We start from the raw sequence: 19,159 nt of genomic DNA on the forward strand, positions 1-19,159 counted from the left end.
CGCAAAGGACACGCATGGGCAAGCTCATCGTCGAACAGATCGTCAGCGCCGACGGCTACGCCGCCGCACCCGACGGCGGCATCGACTATTTCTCCGCCGCGGGCGATTTCCGCGACTGCGAACCCGAGCAGCTGCGCATGCTCGCCAACACGCGCGCGATCCTGTTCGGGCGCACCACATACGGCATGTTCGCCGACTACTGGCCCAAGGCCGATCCTGCCGAGTTCCAGGTCACCACTCTCATCAATATCCTTCCCAAGTACGTGGTTTCGAACACGCTCGAATCCGCGCCCTGGGGCGATGCCGGCGATCGCGCGGAAGTGCTGCGCGGCGACGGCGTGGAGGCCACGCGTGTACTGCGCAAGCGCATCGACGGCGACATCATAGTCTGGGGCAGCCTGACGTTGGGCGACGCGTTGCTGCGCGCCGCCGAGGTCGATGTGCTGCGCCTGCGCATCGTGCCGGTCCTGATCGGCGCCGGTCGCTCGTTCTCGCCGCACGACCTGGGCCAGCGCGCACTCGCGTTCGAGCAGGCGCAGACGTTCCCCAGCGGCCATGTCGTGCTGCAGTACCGGATGACATAGCCCTCGCCCGCTGCGCGGCCTGAGCCGTAGCGGCGCCGGCTGGCTGGTGTGCTCCACAGCATGAATGCGCGCCAGGTGTACGGGACGCACGTCTGAACGGTCAGGCTTCGCATCGCCTCGACCTGGGCATCGCGATACTCCGCCGCAATCCAGCCAGGAGTGAACCATGGCGACCTCCAAAACAGACGGCAAGCGCACCCTGATCGAGCCCAACGGCGACAAGCGTTTCGTGCGCCGCGACCAGCAGGGTCGGTTCAAGGAAAGCGACGATGTCGGCCGCTCGCGCGCGGCCGACCGGCGCACACCAGCCAAAACCAGGGTGACATCGGGACAGGGCGCCCGGGGCGCCCCGAAAAGCGGATCGAAGTAGCCGCCCGTGGCGCGCAGGGCGCTGCGGCTGGCGACGTTCAACGTCAACGGCATCGGCTCGCGCCTGCCGCACCTGCTGCAATGGCTTGCGCGCGAGCGCCCCGACATCGTCTGCCTGCAGGAACTCAAGGCCGTGCACACTGCCTTTCCACGCGCGGCGCTGGAGGACGCGGGCTACGGCGCGCTGTGGCAAGGCCAGTCGTCATGGAACGGCGTGGCGATCCTGGCCCGCGACAGCGAACCGGTCGAGGCGCGCAATGCATTGCCCGGCGAGCGCAGCGATACCCAGGCGCGCTATCTCGAAGCGGCCGTGCACGGCATCATCGTGGCCTGCATTTACCTGCCCAACGGCAACCCGCAGCCGGGGCCGAAGTTCGCCTACAAGCTGGCTTGGTTCGAGCGCCTGATCCGGCACGCGCGCAGCCTGCACGACTGCGGACATCCGGTGGCGCTGGCCGGCGACTTCAACGTGGTGCCGACCGACGAGGACATCTACGATCCCAAGCACTGGCGTCGCGATGCCCTGCTGCAGCCGGAGAGCCGTGCCGCGTGGTTCCGCCTGCTCGACCAGGGCTGGGTCGACGCCCTTCGGGCCAAGCATCCGAAGCAGCGCATCTACACGTTCTGGGACTACTTCCGCGACCACTGGAAGCGCAATGCCGGACTGCGCATCGACCACATCCTGCTCAATCCGGAGCTCGCGCCGCGCCTGCGCAAGGCCGGCGTCGACAGCTGGGTGCGCGACCTGCCCAAGGCCAGCGACCATGCGCCGACCTGGGTCGCGCTGGCGCGCTAGCGCGATCCGTGCGACGAGGGGCGATTGTCGCGGCGAAGCGCATCCTTCGACTTCGCGCCTTCGGCGCTACGCTCAGGACGAACGGCATCGGGGAAATCCGGGCACTCGATCGGCTACGCCGCGAGCCCCCGTTCGCCCCGAGCGTAGGGGCCTAAGGCCCCGAAGTCGAAGGACGCGTTTCACGGCTAGCCGCATCTCCGGGCCGACTCTTCAACGATAGATTTTCTGGCACGTTGCACACCAGAACGCCCGTCGCTGCGCCTTGCCCAGATGCTTGCGGTAGCACAGCCGCGCGCCATCGCGCGGACAGTGGGTCTTCGCATGCACCTGCCAGTGCTTGCGCAGCACGAAGGCCTGCTTCCAGCGCAGGAAATCGAAGCTGTACTCGCGCGCCTGCTCCACGAGCTGGGCCAGCTTGCGCGGTGGCAACGCGCCGATCCGGCTTTCCGGATGCACCCGGATCCGGTGCAGGACTTCGTTCTTGATGATGTTGCCAACGCCGGCGAACAGCGACTGGTCGAGCAGCGCATCGGCCACAAGCGCCGCCGGCTGACGTCGAAGCCTGGCGCGTGCGGCCTTCGCATCCCATTCGGGGGACATCACGTCCACGCTCCAGTCGTAGACCTCGTCGAGCGGATGATCGATAAAGCGCACCGAGCAGGCATAGAACGCGAGCGACCGGCCGCGGGTGAATTCCAGCCGCAGCCGCGGCGGACGATGGCTCTCCTCATCGATCCGCCAGCTTCCGAACAGGCCGAAATGGATGCGCACGGCGAATCCACCGAAGCCCAGCAAGAAATGTTTGCCCCAGCTGCGCACCTCCCGCAGCACTTTGCCTTGCAGACGCGCGATGTCCTGGCTGCTGTTGCCCGCCACCGACAGCACGCGGCGACAGGCGAAGACCTCCGCCGCATCGCGCAGCATCACGATCGAAGGACCCTCTGGCATATGGGCAGTATCGCGACGCACGATGAGCAGTGCGTCAAGCCTGACGTCATGGCGCCTGTGCACCGCCACGCGTGGCGTTGTCCTGATGCACACGCACGACCTGCTATCCCGGTGTCATGACCTCGCCACGCAAGGCTTCCACGACCGTACGCATCGGCTGCGCCGGCTGGTCGATTCCTGCAGCGCATCGCACCTTGTTCGGCGCGGGCGACAGCATGCTGGCGCGCTATGCCACGCGTTTCGACTGCGTGGAAATCAATTCTTCGTTCTACCGCCCGCACCGTCGCCAGACCTATGCGCGCTGGGCGGCGAGCGTGCCGCGCGGCTTCCGCTTCAGCGTGAAACTGCCGCGTACGATCAGCCACGAGCAGCGCCTGCGCGCCAGCGGTCCCATGCTCGACAGGTTTCTTGAGGAATGCAGCGGCCTGGGCGGAAAGCTCGGCTGCCTGCTGCTGCAGATGCCGCCGAGCCTGGCGCTGGAACCGCGCGTCGCGGCCACGTTCCTGGCGATGTTGCGCCGCCGCTTTGCCGGAGCCGTGGCCTGCGAGCCGCGTCACGCCAGCTGGTTCGCGCCGCGCGCCGCGGAGCTCCTGCACCGCCATCGCATTGCACGCGTGGCCGCCGATCCAGTCACGCATCCGGGCGCGGACCTGCCTGCGGGTGATGGGGCCTTCGCCTACTGGCGCTGGCATGGCAGTCCGCGCATGTACTACAGCGCCTATGGCGAAGCCGACCTGCGCGCACGCGCCGCGCTGGTGCGCAGCCAGCGCGTGCGCCGGCAATGGGTGATCCTGGACAACACCGCGCATGGGCACGCCATCGCCGATGCGGCCTGCCTGCAGACGATCCTGCACAGGGGCGGCACCAGGAGCTGAATCGTGTTCATCACGGCGGCAACCTGAATCTCCAGCGGATGTACGGCGATCACGCCACCCATGTGCCGGCCACCTAGGGCAAACCCCAATACAGCGCCGTACGCACGCCCATTAGCATCGGGCCATTCTTCCGTGAGCCATGGCCATGAGCGGCACCACCTACGGCGTCAATACGCAGACCTATCAACACCTGCCGCCCGAAGACCAGGCGTCCATCCGCGAGGCCTACCTCGCACGACAGGACACGCCGGAACCGGCGAACGAAACGCCTCCGGTAACTGCCACCACCGAGACTGCAGCCACCGCACCGGCCCCCGATCCGGCGACTACGCAGACACCGCAGGAAGCGGTTGCCGCAATCCAGGCCATGACGGTGCCCACCACTTCCGACCTGCCGCCGGGCATGCCCTCTTACGCGCAGCAGGCCGTCTACGAAGAGCGTGCCAGCGTATTCAACCAGTCGCGCGCGGATGCCGCGCAGGCGGCACTCGATCGCTTCGCGCCCCAGCGCAGCGATTACGACGGGCTCAACGGCGCCACGGCCAGCTACGAGTACCAGCAGGCGCAACAGGCCTACAACAGCGATCCCTACGTGGCCGAGCTGCGTCGCATCGTCGACGAAGCGCAGACCCGGCCCAACGACATTCCGGCCTACCTCACCGGCGTCGACAGCAGCACCGACGTCCAGCAGTTCGCACCCGAGCAGATGCGCAGCGCGCTCTCGCTGCTGGGCGTGGACCTGCCCGAGAACCCGTCGCCCGAACAGATGGCGGCCGGCTACGAGATCCTTGGCACCGTGCCCGATGACATCCTGGCAACGCTGATCAACCCGGGCTCGCAGGTCTCCTACACCGGTGCCGGCGGTGTGGGCACGCCCAACCTGTTCGGCCCCAGCGTGCAGTACGGCGTGCAGGTCCAAGGCGAGGTGGAACTGGGCGACTTACAGACCGGCGTCAACTTCGAACAGACCCAGCAGTTCGAGATGTCGGTGCAGGTGCAGGGCGGCCCCGTGTTCGACCTGAGCAAGACCCCGCTGCAACGCATGTACAAATGGGCCGACCGGCTTGGCCAGCTGCCCGATGCCGCGCGGGACATGGTCAACGGCTCACCGATCCTGCGCCAGGTGGTCAAGGGGCTGCCGGTGTCGGGCTCGTACACCGAGTTCGAGGGCGCACGCCTGAGCTACGAGGCGGTCGTCACGCCCGGCCAGGGCACGCAGATCGCCAACGGCGACCTCAACGGTGTGCCGAACCCGCTCGATCCGCTGAACATGCCACAGGGCACCTCGCTGCTGATGCGCGGCCAGTCGCTCACCGGCAGCACCTTCGAAGCCAACTGGAAGGCATTCACCGTCGGCGGCACGCATGCCGAACTGTCGGGTCTGGGCTTCGGCGTGACCCGCGGCGAGGGGTCGATCGTCGAGGTGTATTCGGGCCCGGTCGAAACCGTGGAAAACAGCGCCTTCTTCGGCCTCGGCCGCCAGGGTACGCTGGCGCTCGGCGTTGGCAGCGACCTGAGCATGGAGACGCGCGAGATGCAGATCGCGCGCATCGACCTGTCCACTACCGAAGGCCAGGCCGCGTACCAGACCTTCATCAGCACCGGTCGGGTGCCCGACTGGTCGCCGCCCGGGGTGCAGCAATCCGGCACCACCGAGGTCTTCAGCCATGAGTACGCCAGCTTCATCGGCCTGCAGGTCGGTGGCCTCACCCTCGGCGGCTCGAACGATGCGAACGGCACCATTACTCGCACCACCTGGGCCGACGGCACGGTCGAGTACAGCAACATCTATACGTCCACCGGCGGCACGACGACGGAAGTGCGCGGCACGCTGCGCGAGGACGGCAGCTTCGATGAATCCAACACCCGCTGGACAGTGGTGCGCACCAACCTGGACTCAACGTCGGCCTCCTACCTGCGCTCCGCCTACGATGCCTCGCAGGTCAACCAGTACCCCGAAGGTGACCAGCACACCCAGCAGGTCTTCACTACCGCCGACCTGATGGAGATCCGGGACCGCGCACGCGCCTACGTGGTCGACACCCAGGGCCAGGAGCAGCTGGACAACCTCGACAGCGGCGTGGTCTCGCCCTGGTGGGCGAACCAGGAAGAAGCGCTGGCCATCGCCGACACGCCCGAGGAGGTCTTCGCGGTTCTGAACCAGGATTTCCACGGCACGACCATGATCGCCAACCTCAGCACCATGAGCCTGCTCGGCGAACAGCCGCTGCCGGGCCAGTTCCGCATGATCGACGCGGGTTGAGGCGCGCCGGGACGGATCACCAATCAGCGCAGCGAGGCCTGCAGCGCCGCGGCCAGCGCCGCATCGCCACTGGCCAGGTCGCGCCAGGATAGTTCCACGCCCTTGCGCTTGCCCTTCTCGGTGAACTTCAGGCCGTCCGGGTCGATGACCACGGTGTAGGCCTTGTCTCCCACCTGCACCTCACGGCGCAGCGGCTTGTCGAGCGGCGTCATGTTGGTTTCGTCCTTCTTACGGAGGCTGCCCAGCCTGCGCAGGCGCGGGCAAACGGTTCGTGACGACGCTCAGCCGATGGTCCAGAACGGCTCGCGCGTCGGCATGAACCGTACCGGCAGCGGTTCGAGTACGGTCCGCAGCCAGTCCGCGCACGCCTGCATGCCCGCCTGTTCCGAAGCGACGTGACCCAGCACGATCAAAGCGCGGCGCGCGCCGTTGTCGACCCGGTCCTGCATGTATTCGACCAGTTCCCATTCGCGCGCCTCGCCGACGACAAGCAGGTCGATGTCGTCGCGCGCGGCCAAGGCCCGCAGTTCCGGTCCCCAACCCGCATAGCCCCAGCGCGCGGCCACCCGACGCACCGGCAACCCCGGGTCGCCGAGCACGCGCATGGAGTCCGCACCCAATCGCGTGGCCAGCGTCCTCGCGAAGTCGCGCAGCGGCGTGGCAGGGAACGCGAATTCGCCCGGCTTGCCCGCAACGGTGTTGCGGGCCCAGCCCAGCGCCTGCTGCATGCCGGTGTCGATGCCATCTGGCGAACGCAGGTGCCAGTGATCATGCAGGCGGAACACCACCTGCCGGTGCTGCTCGATGAACGCGCGCTTGGCGTGGACGAGGTCGTCGTTGGCCAGCGCCTCGGCCTTTTCGAAGTGGTCGTAGAAGGTCGGCTCGTGGGTCACGACCAGGTTGCAGTCCGCCGCCGACGCGCGCCGCAGCACGTCCAGCGTGGCCATCATCGTCACCGCGATGCCGCGCACCGCCGTATCCGGATCGCCGGCGACGATCCTGTCCACCGTGTCCGCACGCCATGGAACGCCGATCGAAGCCTTGATCCGCTCGACGGCATCGACCGCACGCAACGGCGCCGCCGCATGCGCACGCACACAAAGACCCTGGGTCAACATGCCGCCCAACCCAGCCTGCCACAGCGTGCGACGGGAGATCATGCGGCGATTGTGGCAGGCGCCGGGCCGTCGTGTGAAGGCCAGACCCGCGGTGGTCGGCTCACCTCCCGTCAACGACGAAGCGCGCATAACCTTCGACGAACGCGCGCAGCTGTTCGCGGGTCTTCTCGTCGATCAGAGCGCCCTGCGCATCGAACACGCTGCCCGCACGCGACACCATCAGCCGGCCGCCGAACCACGGCCGTGTGCGCAGCGTCCGCAGCACCGACCACCATGCGTCCTGGGCCAGGATGGTGCCAAAGCCGCCAGGCGAGGCGCCGATCACCGCCACCGGCTTGCCGCCGAACACCTCCGGAATCTCCGAAGCCGGTCGCGTCAGCCAATCGATCCCGTTCTTGAACACGCCCGGGATGCCGTTGTTGTATTCGGGCGTGACCAGCAACAGACCGTCGCAAGCCTTCACCTTGGCCTTCAGTGCCCGCACCGGCTCGGGCAGTCCATGCGCGACCTCGACATCTCCGTCGTAGAGCGGGATGCCGTGCAATGTGGCGACTTCGATGCGCACGCCTTCGCCCGCGACCGCCTGCGCCTCGCGCAGCAGCGCGGTGTTGAACGAACCGGCACGCAGGCTGCCGGAAATACCCAGGATCGAGATCATGGATTTGTCCCCAGGAAATGGATCGAGCGAAGACACGGGCCGGTCGCGCGCCTGGCGACCTGCAGCCCGAGCATGCGCAGGATCCGGTACCGGCGCAAGCGATGCCCTGGCTGGCGCGCGGAATCCTCACGCATTCGTGATGCAGCTGACCCGGGCCCCAAGAGCGGAAGCGATCGGACCGCAAACTCCGGGGCCATTCATTCTCGCCCCGGTAATGTCGCGGCTCGTTGCAGACCCCACGGAGTCACCGATGAAGCGCCTGCTCACCACCGCCCTGCTCGCCACGCTGGCCCTGTCGGGTCAGGCTCTCGCCGACAACGGCAAAGGCAAAGGCAAGCACAAGGCCAAGCACGACGGCCACCCCGCCCAGTACGACGGCAAGCGCAACGGCCACGACAACGGCCTGCACCTGGGACATTACAAGCGCTGGAATCGCGGCGACCGGATCCCGGCCGAATACCTGGTGTCGCGCTACTACGTCGACGACTATCGCGCCTACCGTCTGGATGCACCGCCACGCGGCTACCGCTGGGTGCGCCCGTACGAGGACGACGGGACCTATTATCTGGTCCAGGTCGCCACCGGTCTGATCTCGCAGATCTTCGGCGGCTGAGTTTTCCGCTCGCGGTCAACGAAGAAGCCCCGCTTATGCGGGGCTTCTCTGTATGGCGGCCTGAAGCGCGTCGCTTCTACTTCTAACCCGATCCAAGCGTAGGCATCCGCAATCCGCGATCACGGCACCACGAACACCACCGCCGTGCGCGCCGGGATCTCGAAACTGCCATCCGCACCGATGTAGCGCGCCTGCGCCGCGCGGCGGTCGGCCGCACCCGCCGCGGCATGCACCGGATGCAGGCGCCAGGCCTTGCCGGCTTCCTGCGCGAACGCCAGCGTGTGCGCCTGCCTGTCCACGTTGACCAGGTACAGCACTTCGCGAAAGCCCGCACCGGCATAACCACGGCCTTCGAGATGTCCGGCCAGCACCGTGGGCTCCTGCGCGCTGCCGGTATTGCGGAACACGAGGCGCTGCCCGATGTCGGTGGCGGTGCGCATCCGGAACAGCGTGGAGCTACTACGGATGCGCAGCAGGTCGCGGAATGCGTCGCGGGTCCAGCGGATGTCGGCAGGCAGAGGTTGCAGGTCCGGGTTGGCCAGCAACGGCCCCATCACCGGCCAGTTGCCGCCGTTGTCCCCAGCCGGCGGCAGGCCGACGCCGAAGTTGTTGTGCGCATAGCTCCAGTCCAGCGCGTTGAACCAGTCGCCGCTGTCGTAGCTGTTGCGGTCCAGCGACTTGCTGCGCAGGGTATCCATGCCCGCGTGGAAATAGGCGACGCCCTGGCTGAAGGCATTGATCGCCGCGCCCAGGATCTGCACCCGCGCGCGGTCCTCGCGCGTGGTGGCCAGCGGCAGCTTGTAGACGGTGGTGTCGAACAAGGTCGGGTTGTCGTGGTTCTCGACGTAGTTGACCACTTCCTGCGGGTCGGCCACGTAGCCGGCGGGTTGGCCGTTGTAGTCGATCTGCTCCAGCGGCAGGGTCGCGTCCCAGTGCGTGGTCAGGCGGTAGCCGCGGATCGAGCCGGCCAGGCCGACCTTGATGATGTCGCCCGACCACATCAGGTCGTTGCGCGACTTGTTCGCGCCGCTGCCGTTGTCGTCGTAGTACAGGCCGCTGATGTAGCCCTGGTTGCGGATCGCCGCGGACGCGTCGTCGAAACCCGAGCCGCCGCGCACATGGTCGCGGGCGCGATCGCTGAAGGTGCCGATGCCGCTGCCGTTCAACGACAGCTGCGAGGCCTGCACGAATCGCGCGCCGTTGGCGACCTCGCCGAAATTCCAGCCTTCGCCGATCAGCTGAATCGGCCGGCCCGCAGCGACCGACACCTCGTCGCGCAGCCGTTCCATCACCGCGCGCGGCTGGTGGCCCATCAGATCGAAGCGGAACGAATCGACATGATGCTCGACCGCCCAGGTCTTCACCGAATCGATCATGAGCTTGCCCATCATCATGTTCTCGGTCGCGGTGTTTTCGCAGCAGGTCGAGCGCTCGATGTCGCCGGCGTCGCTCAGGCGGTGGTAGTAACCGGGCACGATCCGGTCGAGCACCGAACGCGAGTTCTGCCCGGATGCGCTGGTGTGGTTGTAGACCACATCCATGCCCACCCGCAGCCCGGCCGCGTGCAGCGCCTGCACCATGCTGCGGAACTCGCGCACGCGCGCCGCGCCGTCGGCGGCGTTGCTGGCATAACTGCCTTCCGGCGCGGTGTAGTGCCACGGGTCGTAGCCCCAGTTGAAGCAGTCGCTGGCGCGGTGCGCATCGACCACCGCCTGCTGCACATCCGACGCGGGGCCTGCATCGGGCACCTGCGGCGTGGTGCAACCGGTTTCCGGCACGCTCGCGAAATCAAAGGCCGGCAGCAGGTGCACGTCGGTCAGGCCGGCCTGGGCCAGCGCGCGCAGATGACGCATGCCGTCCGAGCCGCCCTGGGCGAAGGCGAGGTACTTGCCGCGCAGCGCCGGCGCGACGCTGGCATCGCTCGCGGAGAAATCGCGTACATGCAGCTCGTAGATCGACATGTCCTCCTGCGCACGCACCCGTTGCGGACTGCGATCGGAGGCCCAGTTCATCGGCGCCAGCGCCGGCGAGTCCAGGTCGCCGACGTAGCTGCGCTGCGAATCGGCATCCAGGCTGATCGAATACGGATCGGTCACCAGGTTGCGCACCAGGCCGACGCCGCGCACGAACACCTGGACCGCATAGCGGTAGTAATCGCCGGCGCGCAGGCCGCTGCCGGATCCGGACCAGGTCCCGGTGGCGGCATCGAACTGCAGCGCGGCCAGCGTCGAGGCGCCGCCGCGCGCCGGATAACCGCACAGCCATACCTGCTGCGCGGTCGGCGCCCACAGCCGGAAACGCGTGCTGCCGCCCTGGATGCGCACACCCAGGTCGTGCACGCCATCGGCCGCGGCATGGCGGTCGTCGAGCTGGCCGGCGAGCTGCGCCGTGGTCGCGGCCAGCACACGGCCCTGCGCGTCTTCCTTCACCAGCACCAGTTGTTCGCGCAGCGCCTGCGCCAGCTGTGCGTCTTGTGCTGCATCCACCGCCAGCACCACGCCTGCGCCGACCCATCTGAAGCGTTCGGCGGCCTCGGCAGGCACATCCTGGGTTGGCTGCAGTGCGATCGCGCCGTCGGCACCGGCCACGGCCGCGCCCTTGCGCGCCACGATCTGTCCGTTGGCCGAGTGGTACAGCCGGAACACGCCGGCCGCATCGGTCTGCGGCCACTGCACCAGCCCGCGGGTGAGCCAGACCGCGCGGGCGTCGGTCGTGGAGACGCGCCCCAACGTAGGCGGCGCCGTGAACACGGTCGGTTCGCCCTGCACCAGCCACGCGTGACCACTGCGGTCGGCGATCGACAGCGCCGCGTAGGCGATGTGGATGTCGCTGTTCCAGCCATCCTTGTTGTTCACGCCGCCGTTGGGATTGGAAGGCATGCCGTGGAGCACGAAGGTCACGCCGGTGCGGCCGGCGTCGGCCTGCGGATTGAGCACCGGCAGGTCGAACGCCACTTCGGCACCGTCCGCCGACTGCGCGTAGTTGGGCATCGCCGACAGGGGCACCGGGTTGTTCCAGTCGCCGATCGTCAGTCCCGGCAGGCGCGCGGTGTCGATGCCGCTGCCGCCCCAAAGATGCAGGCCCCACTGCGCGTATTCCTGATCGTAGCGGCGGTAGTGCACGCGCACGGTGTCGATGTCGGGCGTGCCCGCCAGCGGATTGCTCCGGTACACGGTGGCATCGCCCGAGCGCAGCCAGAACTCGGCGCCGTCGGCGAACTTCCAGATCCGGTCAACGCCCGGATCGCCGCCCTGGCCCGGCGGATGCACGATGAAGCCGAAGCCCGCGGCATCGGGATGGGTGAACGCTGCCGCGGAAATCTCGAACCAGGCGCCTGCCTCGTCGATCCCCGAACGCGACAGCGGCGCATTCCAGTTCACGTCCGGATAGTCGGCGACATATTGGCCGGCATCGTTCACCTGCCACACGTGCAGGCCGTAATCGCCGTAATTGCCGTCGGTGCGGTGGTAGTGCACGCGCACGTCGATCGCGGCGCCGCCGCCGGTTGCTGGCAGTCCGACCAGCAACGTGTTGGGTTGCGGCGAATCGCAGATCTCCGATGCGCTGGCAGCCGATGTCACCGGCGATGAGGTAGCGGACAGTTGCACTCCCTGCGCGCCGACCTGCGCCGACTGCACGCGCCATGGAAGTTCGCAGCCGGTCGCGAGCAGAACCCACGCGAACAGTGCCACGACGCGCACGGCGCGCAGGCGGACAGAGGATGGAATGCGCATCGGACCCCTCCCGAGGGTATGGATGGCCGGCGCGGATCCACGGCGACGGCAGCCCATGGACTCTGCGCCCCCGGTCGGGGTGCGGCAAGGCGCAGCGGGCCAGCTGCAAACGTATTCAACGCAGGTGCAGCATGGCGGCCAGGCCAGTGACGCGCGTGGGCACTGATCGCGATCCGCGGGAGGACAGCAATTCGACGGTTCAGGCCACGAGCTTCGGGGTGGTCGACACGAAGCGCGCAATCGCATGCATCCTGCCCGCGAGCGTTGAATTCGGGATCGCGATCCGCGCACCACGGGCGCGGCTTGTGTTAGAAAACACATCCGGTTGGTGGAAGGAGCCACGCCCGCATGCCCGAACCGAGCCCGGCTTCAACGTCCCATCTCTTCGCTGCCGTGGCGCAGCGCGTGCTGTTCACCGCCGCTCTCTTCACCTCGATCGCAGGATGCACGATGGCCAAGGCCTCTCTCTCCAAGGACGATTTTTCCCGGCAAGTCACATCCCTGTTAGCGGGCAAGGACGCCGTGGTGGTGCCGGCTTCCGCGCTGACGGAGTTCGCCTGGGATGCGCTCTGTTTCGAGCGCGATGACACGTTGCAGCTGCGCTTCCGGAGCGGCGACTCCGAGCAGGTGCTCTCGCTGCCGTACGAGGAGTTCTTCGTCGACGAAGGACACGTGGAGAATTCGCTCGAGGATGCCTGCGTCGCACCGGGCGACCGGATCCGGGTCAGGAAGAAATATCCGGGCTATCAGGGGCCGATCGAATTCCAGAAGGCAGACAAGGACAAGTAGGGCCTGTTAACGCTATGGGCATGGGTCGCGTTCACACTGAGGGGCTGCCAGGTGGTGTTGCGCAGCGCAGGGCAGACTGGCCGTCTGGTCAAGCTGCGCGGCGCCGGCTGGCCGCCCCTCAGTGCGAACCCACGGGGCCGGGCCTGCGCGCACGCACGGCGGCGTCATCGCTCGGGCGTGGATCAACATCCACTTCCTCGCTCTTCCTTGCCATGCGCGCGCGCAGGCCCGGCGCGGCCCATGCCCATAGCGTTAACAGGCCCTAGCCATGGTCGACATCACCGATCCCAAGGGCGCCAAGCGGGAAATCGAGCAGGAAGCTTATCGGTACTACGAACAGCTCAGCGGCGTGACGCTGGCACGGCGGGCGGACGGCAGCTTCCAGCCGCAGGGCCACAACGACGCGCTCGACGCGTTCCGCCACGCCTACACCAGTGGTCGCGTCACCCAGATCGCGCTGGGCCAGCAGTGGCTGGCACGGCGTTTCGGCGACGACGCCGAGATCGGACCGGCGCATCCGAACGATCCCTACGAGCACCGCATGGACCTGTGGAACAACGAGGCCGGGCGCCGCATCGGCGATGACACATCGGGCAGCGATGCGCTGGCCCGGGAAGCCTATGCAGCACTGCAGCGCGGTGAACTGGTCACTGGCCTGCACGACCCGCGCTTGCGGCAGTTGTTCCCCGACGACCCGAGACTGCGCCTGCCGCAGGGCCATCCGCAGCGCGAACTGGTGACGTCCGATGACGTCGACCGGATCAACCAGGATGTGTCGCGTGTGCAGGACCAGTCGCGCGAGCGCTACCCCGACCAGCACCCCGACCGCGCCTACTTCGATGCGCTGCGCCGGCAGCTGCCGGCCGAGGTGTCGGATACCAAGGTCGCCGAAGTGCTGCTTGCGGCCAAAAGCGCCGGCATCGAACGCGTCGACCAGCTCGGCGCGGTGGCGCTGCGAGGCGACCAGATCTTCGTCGCCGGCACCACGCCCGGTTTCCGCGCCCAGGTCGATGCCAGCGCGCCTGCGCCGGACATGCGCGACACCGTGTACCAGACCGACCAGCACAACCTGGTGCGCGCGTACGAAGAACAGGCCCGGCCGCAGCAGCTCCTGCAGCAGACGCCGGGGCGCTAGGCGGTTCCTGGCGTCCGGCACCGGCTTCACCGACCGCACGCATGCGGTCGGTGGCCGGCCAGGATCTACTGCCGGATGAACTCCAGCAGATCGTTGTTGAGACGATCCCGGTGGGTATCGGCGATGCCGTGCGGCGCGCCCGGATACTCGATCAGCCGCGCACCCTCGACCAGCTTGGCCGCAGCGCGGGCGGACGCATCGATCGGCACGACCTGGTCGTCGTCGCCGTGGATGATCAGCGTCGGCACGTCGAAGCGCCTGAGATCCTGGGTGAAGTCGGTGGCCGAGAACGCCGCGATCGAATCGTAGGTGTTCTTGTGGCCGCCGAGCATGCCCTGCATCCAGAACGCGTCGATCAGCCCCTGCGACGGCTTGGCGCCCGGGCGGTTGAAGCCGAAGAACGGACCCGACGCCAGGTCGCGATACAGCTGCGAGCGGTTCTGCAGCGAGGCCTTGCGCAGGCCGTCGAAGACCTCGATCGGCAGGCCGCCCGGATTGGCCGGAGTTTTCAGCATCAGCGGCGTCACCGCGCTGACCAGCACCACCTTGCGGACGCGTGCGGTGCCGTGACGGCCGACATAGCGCGCCACTTCGCCGCCGCCGGTGGAGAAGCCGACCAGCACCGCGTCCTTGAGGTCGAGCGTATCGATGACGGTCGCCAGATCGTCCGCGTAATGGTCCATGTCATTGCCGTCCCAGGGCTGGCTCGACCGGCCGTGGCCGCGACGGTCATGGGCGATGACGCGATAGCCGTGGTCGGCCAGGAACAGCATCTGCGCCTCCCAGCTGTCCGAGTCCAGCGGCCAGCCGTGGCTGAAGACGACGGGTTGGCCGCGGCCCCAGTCCTTGTAGTAAAGGCGAGTGCCGTCCGGCGTGGTCAGGTAGTCCGAGGTGCGCGCGACTGCGGAAGCGGGTGTCGCGGGCGCAGCATTGCCGTTGCCGTCGGCAGCCAGGGTGGTGGCGCTCGCCATCCCGAGGATGGCGGTGCCGAGCAGGCGGGTGAAAGTATTCATGGAGGTCTCCGAAACAGGGGTCGCAGGAAATGGGGTTACGCGCGCAGCGCCGTTCAATCGGCGAGCAACAGCGAGACATCGATGTTTCCGCGCGTGGCGTTCGAGTACGGGCACACGACATGGGCCTTGTCGACCAGCGCCTGCAGCCGCTCGCGCGACATGCCGGGCACGCTGATGGTCAGTTCGGCCTGGATGCCGAAGCCGGTGGGGATCGGGCCGATCCCGACCCGTCCGGTGACCTGGCTCTCGGCCGGCAGCGCGGTCTTTTCCTGGCCGGCCACGTACTTCAGCGCGCTCAGGAAGCAGGCCGAATAGCCCGCAGCGAACAGTTGCTCCGGATTGGTGCCGGAGCCGCCGGCGCCGCCGAGTTCGCGGGGCGTGGACAGGGCGACATCGAGGACGCCGTCGGAGCTGACGGCGCGGCCTTCGCGCCCGCCAACAGCCGTGGCCTGTGCGGTGTAGAGAATGTTCTGGACGCTCATGGATCGGTTTCCTTTCCGGCGGGTGGGTGGACGTTACGTGCCGGTAGGGCTACTTTGGGCGGAATTCGGGACGATTTGCGTCGTAAAATCCAGAAAACTTGACTTGGAGTATTCGATGGCCGATCGGCTGGAAGCCCTGCTGGACCGGTTCCCGGTCAGCGCCCGGATGTTCCACACCGGCACGCTGTGCGGGATCAACGACCTCGCCGCAGAAGCAGGCACCGGGCAGCTGCACTTCGTCCGCCGTGGCGTGGTCGAGGTGGTCCACGACGGCACCACGGCGCTGCGCATCGACACGCCCAGCCTGCTGCTCTACCCGCGGCCGATGGCGCATCGCTTCATCACCGATCCCGACACCGGCGCGGACCTGACTTGCGCCAATCTCCGGTTCGAGGGCGGCGCCGCCAACCCGATCGCCGCCACCCTGCCCGCTTTCGTGTACCTGCCACTGGCGGACATCGAAGGCCTCGACGGCGTGCTGGGCCTGCTCTTCGAGGAAGCGTTCGAACAGCGATGCGGGCGCCAGGCACTGGTCGACCGGCTGTTCGAAGTCGCCGTTATCCAGATCCTGCGCCAGCTGATGGAAACCGGTCAGGCACAAGTCGGGCTGCTGGGCGGTCTTGCCCATCCGCGCCTGCGGCTGGCGCTGGTGGCGATGCACGAACGCCCGGCGCAGGCCTGGTCGCTGGACACGCTTGCCGCGGAAGCGGGCATGTCGCGCAGCGTGTTCGCCAACGCCTTCCGCGACACTTTGGGATGCACGCCCGGTGCGTACCTGCAGCAATGGCGGGTGGCGCTGGCGCAGCGCGCACTGCGTCAGGGACGCCCGCTCAAGCGCATCGCCGACGAGGTCGGCTACGGCAGCGAGGCGGCGTTGTCGCGTGCCTTCAAGGCGCAGAGCGGAGCATCGCCGCGGCAATGGAGGCAGGCAGACGCCGGCTGACGGGCTGTGCGCGACAGGGGTGTGCGACTAGGCTCGCATCGTCGCTGGCGCGCGTCACACCACGTCACGCGCCGAATAGACTGGGAGATCGATGGGAGTGCACGGCCGCGCCCGCTCCAGGCGCGCAACAGGGCCGGAGGTTCACGGCCGGCGTCGCTATCCCGGCACTCGGAGGCTGTCCATGGCGCTGCATCTCGGAATCGTGGGTGGTTCGGCGGAAGGCGCCGCGCTGTGCTATCGCACGATCTGCCAGGAAGGGGCCGGCCACTTCGGCGCGCACGGCCACCCCGAGGTGTCCATGCATACCCCGTCGCTGGCAGGCTACGTCGCGTGCCTCGAGCGGGGTGACCTGGTCGGCGTCGGTGAACTGATGCTCGATTCCGCCCGCAAGCTGACCCGCATCGGCGCGCAGCTGCTGATCTGCCCCGACAACACCTTCCACCAGGCCTACGACTGGGTCACGGAACGCATCGATACGCCCTGGCTGCACATCGCCGATTGCGTCGTCGAACAGGCCAGGGCGGGCGGCCATCGCCGACTGGGGCTGCTCGGGACGACCTGGCTCGTCGAGAGCGATGTCTACCCAACCAAACTCGCCGGCCAGGGCCTTGACCTGGTCAGGCCGAACGCCGACGACCGGCGCGAAGTGGGGCGGATCATCATGGAAGAGCTGGTTCCCGGACATGTGCGCGAACCCTCGGTCCGGTTCCTGCTGGAGACGATCGAACGCCTCGACCAGGCAGGCTGCGATGCGGTCATCCTCGGATGCACCGAGCTTCCCCTGGTGATCGATGACGGCAACGCCTGCCTGCCCACACTCGATTCGACGCGGCTGCTGGCGCGGGCCGCCCTGCGACGCGCCGCGCGCGACGCTGCCTGACACCTTCCGCGAGACGCCGGGCTGCACGCCCGGTGCATATCCGCAGCACTGGCAGGTGGTGGCGGCCCAGCGCGCGTTGCCCCAGGGACGCTCGCTCAAGCGCATCGCCGATGGAGTCGGCTACGGCAGCGAAGTAGCGTTGGCGCGCACTTTCAAGTCGCAGAGCGGATCATCGCCGCGGCAATGCAGGCCGGCACGAGGACGATCGCTTGTTCTTTCGCAACCGCCTGCGCCTCACCACGCGGGTGGGCGAAGCGCTGGACGGCAAGGTGTGGTTCGATCCCAAACCAACCACGTACTGGACCTACGCTTGGATGTACGAGTGGTGAGCCGGGTCATTGCGCGGCGAGCCAGCATTCGCGAGCGGCAGCGGCGGTTCCGGCAACATGCCGGTGGCGAGTCCAGGCTCAGCTGGGGTGGGCATGGGCCCACCCCATGTCTCTGACACATCGCCGGTTGCGCACGCTCACAACTTGAGCACGCCCTGCTCCACCACCGGTTTTCCGTCCAGGGTCACGGTGCTGCCAGGCAGATGCACGACCAGGCTGTACGGCACGGAGTTGTCGCCGCCGGCCCAGACATTCGCACCGGTACCCAGGGTGACGCTGCCGGCAGGCACCCAGGTACCGACGCTGGCATTGGCCGGCAGGCTGATGTTCGGGTTGATGCCGAAGTCCAGGAACGCCAGCGCCGCCTTGCGCTTGTCGTCCATCGCATCGTATTCGGCCTTGAAGGCCGCAAAGCCGGGGCCCGATCCGGTCATGGCGGTCAACTGCCCGGCGGAGAAGGTCAGGGTCAGGTCGTCGATCTGCTTGCCACGGAAATAGCCGCGTGTCTGCACCAACTTGCCCTCGCCGCTGCCCGGCACCGGTGTGGTGTAGACCTCGCCGGCCGGGAGGTACTGCGACAGCGCGCCGCCGCCCCGCTTGAGATCGGCTTCGGACGCCACGCCGTCGCTGGCCAGCACCGGCCGTCCCTGCACGCTGAACTTCAGGTCGGTGCCGTTCGGATGGGTCACGTGCACGTCCTTGGCGGCGGCGACCGCCTTGCCGACTTCCTCGCCGCGCGCCTGCAGTTGCGCGTAGTCGACGTTGACGCCCTTCCAGAACAGGTCGGCCAGCGCCGCTTCCGACAGCCCCAGGCGCTCGGCGCGCCATGACGCCGGATACAGGCCGTTGCCCAATTCGACGCTGCGCACTTTGTTGCGCGCGAACGCCTGCTGGACCGGTTCGAATGCCTTGGTCCGTGCAGCCACGCGCGCCGGCTCCGCGCCTTCGAACAGGTTCTCGGTGGTGGCGTTGGAAACTTCGATCGTGACGTCGGCGATCTCCGCCAGTTTCAGCGCCAGCGCATCGCTCTGGCTGTCGTACTTGGCCGGCACGTCGAAGAACAGGCGCTTGGACAGGCGGTCGCTGCTGTAGGTGATCAGCGGGAAGGCACCGGCCTTGCGCGCTGCGACCGCCAGGTCTTCCATTAATTCGGAATCGGCCATGCGCCCGCCGATCAGCACGACGTCGCCTTCCTTCACCGCCGCGCTCTGGGTCATGACCCGCGTCGCCAACTGTTCGAGGTCGGTAGCGGCGGTAGTGCGGGCTGGCGCGGCGGCGGGTGCCTGCTCTTCGGCCGCCGCCGCCTCCGCGCCGGGTGCGGCGGCAGGTGGTGCGGCGGATTCGCGTTGGCAGGCGCCCAGGACAGCGACGATGGCGATCGTCAACCCGGCGATTTGAGTGATGCGGCGCATGATGGTCTCCCATGGATCGGCTCGGGGGAGCCGGCGTGACCACAACGCCGAGCCATCCGGAGATCGGCCAGTGCCGGGCTGGGCATGCCCACGCCGGGTTTGCGCGGCCCGTTCGGGGTCATCACGCCCGGGTGCACACCGTCGCCTTCGAGGCCGCACGCCGCCGCCGCGCGAAAACGGCGGCAGCGATCACGGGTGGCGCGAGACCGCGCTCGCGT

The 19,159-nt window shown here is 67.9% G+C and carries 18 protein-coding genes and 1 pseudogene; 11 read left to right on the forward strand and 8 right to left on the reverse strand.

The features are described from left to right. The first annotated feature begins 14 nt into the window (after positions 1 to 14). The 3 genes from MC380_RS12725 to xth all read left to right on the forward strand — a co-directional run bounded on the left by MC380_RS12725 (position 15) and on the right by xth (position 1,749). Positions 15 to 584, forward strand: coding sequence for a dihydrofolate reductase family protein (locus tag MC380_RS12725; RefSeq protein WP_242165176.1), 570 nt, complete (start codon positions 15 to 17; stop codon positions 582 to 584). A 166-nt stretch (positions 585 to 750) separates the two neighbouring features. Continuing rightward, the gene (locus MC380_RS12730) at positions 751 to 954 is read left to right on the forward strand and encodes a hypothetical protein (protein WP_242165178.1); all 204 of its coding nucleotides are present in this window, start codon (positions 751 to 753) and stop codon (positions 952 to 954) included. Positions 955 to 960: 6 nt separating this feature from the next. Continuing rightward, positions 961 to 1,749, forward strand: coding sequence for an exodeoxyribonuclease III (xth, locus tag MC380_RS12735; RefSeq protein ID WP_343223577.1), 789 nt, complete (start codon positions 961 to 963; stop codon positions 1,747 to 1,749). Between the two features lie 210 nt (positions 1,750 to 1,959). On the opposite strand, the gene MC380_RS12740 is transcribed toward xth, so the two are convergent. After that, positions 1,960 to 2,697 (reverse strand): DNA-formamidopyrimidine glycosylase family protein, encoded by a 738-nt coding sequence (locus MC380_RS12740; RefSeq protein WP_242165180.1) that lies wholly within the window; start codon positions 2,695 to 2,697, stop codon positions 1,960 to 1,962. Positions 2,698 to 2,813: 116 nt separating this feature from the next. Between MC380_RS12740 and MC380_RS12745 the strand changes: the two genes are divergently transcribed. Continuing rightward, on the forward strand, positions 2,814 to 3,572 hold the full coding sequence (locus tag MC380_RS12745; RefSeq protein ID WP_242165182.1) for a DUF72 domain-containing protein: 759 nt from the start codon (positions 2,814 to 2,816) through the stop codon (positions 3,570 to 3,572). A gap of 145 nt (positions 3,573 to 3,717) precedes the next feature. Beyond that, positions 3,718 to 5,835, forward strand: a complete 2,118-nt coding sequence (locus tag MC380_RS12750) for a hypothetical protein (protein WP_242165184.1) — start codon at positions 3,718 to 3,720, stop codon at positions 5,833 to 5,835. A gap of 23 nt (positions 5,836 to 5,858) precedes the next feature. Here MC380_RS12750 and MC380_RS12755 read toward each other — a convergent pair whose 3' ends face one another. The 3 genes from MC380_RS12755 to MC380_RS12765 form a co-directional block, all read right to left on the reverse strand. Beyond that, entirely contained in the window at positions 5,859 to 6,047 is a 189-nt protein-coding gene (locus tag MC380_RS12755; RefSeq protein WP_242101737.1) for a hypothetical protein, read from the reverse strand. 69 nt (positions 6,048 to 6,116) lie between these two features. Next, positions 6,117 to 6,995 (reverse strand): Nif3-like dinuclear metal center hexameric protein, encoded by an 879-nt coding sequence (locus MC380_RS12760; RefSeq protein ID WP_242165187.1) that lies wholly within the window; start codon positions 6,993 to 6,995, stop codon positions 6,117 to 6,119. A 58-nt stretch (positions 6,996 to 7,053) separates the two neighbouring features. Continuing rightward, positions 7,054 to 7,611, reverse strand: coding sequence for an NADPH-dependent FMN reductase (locus MC380_RS12765; RefSeq protein WP_242165188.1), 558 nt, complete (start codon positions 7,609 to 7,611; stop codon positions 7,054 to 7,056). 250 nt (positions 7,612 to 7,861) lie between these two features. Between MC380_RS12765 and MC380_RS12770 the strand changes: the two genes are divergently transcribed. Next, complete coding sequence (locus tag MC380_RS12770; protein WP_242165191.1) at positions 7,862 to 8,224, forward strand: RcnB family protein; 363 nt, start codon at positions 7,862 to 7,864, stop codon at positions 8,222 to 8,224. 119 nt (positions 8,225 to 8,343) lie between these two features. Here the strand turns inward: MC380_RS12770 and MC380_RS12775 are convergent, their stop codons facing one another. After that, positions 8,344 to 11,958 (reverse strand): alpha-1,6-glucosidase domain-containing protein, encoded by a 3,615-nt coding sequence (locus MC380_RS12775; protein ID WP_242165193.1) that lies wholly within the window; start codon positions 11,956 to 11,958, stop codon positions 8,344 to 8,346. Between the two features lie 348 nt (positions 11,959 to 12,306). Between MC380_RS12775 and MC380_RS12780 the strand changes: the two genes are divergently transcribed. Further along, positions 12,307 to 12,747 carry a hypothetical protein gene (locus MC380_RS12780; protein ID WP_242165195.1) on the forward strand — a complete coding sequence of 147 codons (441 nt, stop codon included), beginning with the start codon at positions 12,307 to 12,309 and terminating at the stop codon, positions 12,745 to 12,747. 268 nt (positions 12,748 to 13,015) lie between these two features. Next, a complete protein-coding gene (locus MC380_RS12785; protein ID WP_242165197.1) occupies positions 13,016 to 13,882 on the forward strand; it encodes a hypothetical protein in 867 nt (288 codons plus the stop codon). A gap of 65 nt (positions 13,883 to 13,947) precedes the next feature. Here MC380_RS12785 and MC380_RS12790 read toward each other — a convergent pair whose 3' ends face one another. Further along, a complete protein-coding gene (locus MC380_RS12790) occupies positions 13,948 to 14,895 on the reverse strand; it encodes an alpha/beta hydrolase (protein ID WP_242165199.1) in 948 nt (315 codons plus the stop codon). 53 nt (positions 14,896 to 14,948) lie between these two features. Continuing rightward, positions 14,949 to 15,377, reverse strand: a complete 429-nt coding sequence (locus MC380_RS12795) for an organic hydroperoxide resistance protein (RefSeq protein WP_242165201.1) — start codon at positions 15,375 to 15,377, stop codon at positions 14,949 to 14,951. Between the two features lie 115 nt (positions 15,378 to 15,492). On the opposite strand from MC380_RS12795, the gene MC380_RS12800 reads away from it, so the two are divergent. The 3 genes and pseudogenes from MC380_RS12800 to MC380_RS12810 all read left to right on the forward strand — a co-directional run. Continuing rightward, positions 15,493 to 16,320, forward strand: coding sequence for an AraC family transcriptional regulator (locus MC380_RS12800; RefSeq protein ID WP_242101746.1), 828 nt, complete (start codon positions 15,493 to 15,495; stop codon positions 16,318 to 16,320). 181 nt (positions 16,321 to 16,501) lie between these two features. Next, complete coding sequence (locus MC380_RS12805; protein ID WP_242165203.1) at positions 16,502 to 17,200, forward strand: amino acid racemase; 699 nt, start codon at positions 16,502 to 16,504, stop codon at positions 17,198 to 17,200. Between the two features lies 1 nt (position 17,201). Further along, a pseudogene (locus tag MC380_RS12810) lies at positions 17,202 to 17,390 on the forward strand (helix-turn-helix domain-containing protein); the annotation flags it as partial. Between the two features lie 276 nt (positions 17,391 to 17,666). On the opposite strand, the gene MC380_RS12815 reads toward MC380_RS12810, so the two are convergent. Further along, positions 17,667 to 18,941, reverse strand: coding sequence for an aminopeptidase (locus MC380_RS12815; protein ID WP_242165205.1), 1,275 nt, complete (start codon positions 18,939 to 18,941; stop codon positions 17,667 to 17,669). Positions 18,942 to 19,159: the final 218 nt, after the last annotated feature.

The organism is Lysobacter sp. M15 (genome assembly GCF_022662515.1).
Classification (GTDB): domain Bacteria; phylum Pseudomonadota; class Gammaproteobacteria; order Xanthomonadales; family Xanthomonadaceae; genus JAKPBU01.

Coding starts and splice junctions, on each gene's coding strand:
- MC380_RS12740 (WP_242165180.1), bottom strand. CDS start 2,697: ATGCCAGAGGGTCCTTCGATCGTGATGCTGCGCGATGCGGCGGAGGTC.
- MC380_RS12750 (WP_242165184.1), top strand. CDS start 3,718: ATGAGCGGCACCACCTACGGCGTCAATACGCAGACCTATCAACACCTG.
- MC380_RS12730 (WP_242165178.1), top strand. CDS start 751: ATGGCGACCTCCAAAACAGACGGCAAGCGCACCCTGATCGAGCCCAAC.
- MC380_RS12765 (WP_242165188.1), bottom strand. CDS start 7,611: ATGATCTCGATCCTGGGTATTTCCGGCAGCCTGCGTGCCGGTTCGTTC.
- MC380_RS12800 (WP_242101746.1), top strand. CDS start 15,493: ATGGCCGATCGGCTGGAAGCCCTGCTGGACCGGTTCCCGGTCAGCGCC.
- MC380_RS12805 (WP_242165203.1), top strand. CDS start 16,502: ATGGCGCTGCATCTCGGAATCGTGGGTGGTTCGGCGGAAGGCGCCGCG.
- MC380_RS12775 (WP_242165193.1), bottom strand. CDS start 11,958: ATGCGCATTCCATCCTCTGTCCGCCTGCGCGCCGTGCGCGTCGTGGCA.
- MC380_RS12760 (WP_242165187.1), bottom strand. CDS start 6,995: ATGATCTCCCGTCGCACGCTGTGGCAGGCTGGGTTGGGCGGCATGTTG.
- MC380_RS12790 (WP_242165199.1), bottom strand. CDS start 14,895: ATGAATACTTTCACCCGCCTGCTCGGCACCGCCATCCTCGGGATGGCG.
- MC380_RS12745 (WP_242165182.1), top strand. CDS start 2,814: ATGACCTCGCCACGCAAGGCTTCCACGACCGTACGCATCGGCTGCGCC.
- MC380_RS12795 (WP_242165201.1), bottom strand. CDS start 15,377: ATGAGCGTCCAGAACATTCTCTACACCGCACAGGCCACGGCTGTTGGC.
- MC380_RS12770 (WP_242165191.1), top strand. CDS start 7,862: ATGAAGCGCCTGCTCACCACCGCCCTGCTCGCCACGCTGGCCCTGTCG.
- MC380_RS12785 (WP_242165197.1), top strand. CDS start 13,016: ATGGTCGACATCACCGATCCCAAGGGCGCCAAGCGGGAAATCGAGCAG.
- MC380_RS12725 (WP_242165176.1), top strand. CDS start 15: ATGGGCAAGCTCATCGTCGAACAGATCGTCAGCGCCGACGGCTACGCC.
- MC380_RS12755 (WP_242101737.1), bottom strand. CDS start 6,047: ATGACGCCGCTCGACAAGCCGCTGCGCCGTGAGGTGCAGGTGGGAGAC.
- MC380_RS12815 (WP_242165205.1), bottom strand. CDS start 18,941: ATGCGCCGCATCACTCAAATCGCCGGGTTGACGATCGCCATCGTCGCT.
- MC380_RS12780 (WP_242165195.1), top strand. CDS start 12,307: ATGCCCGAACCGAGCCCGGCTTCAACGTCCCATCTCTTCGCTGCCGTG.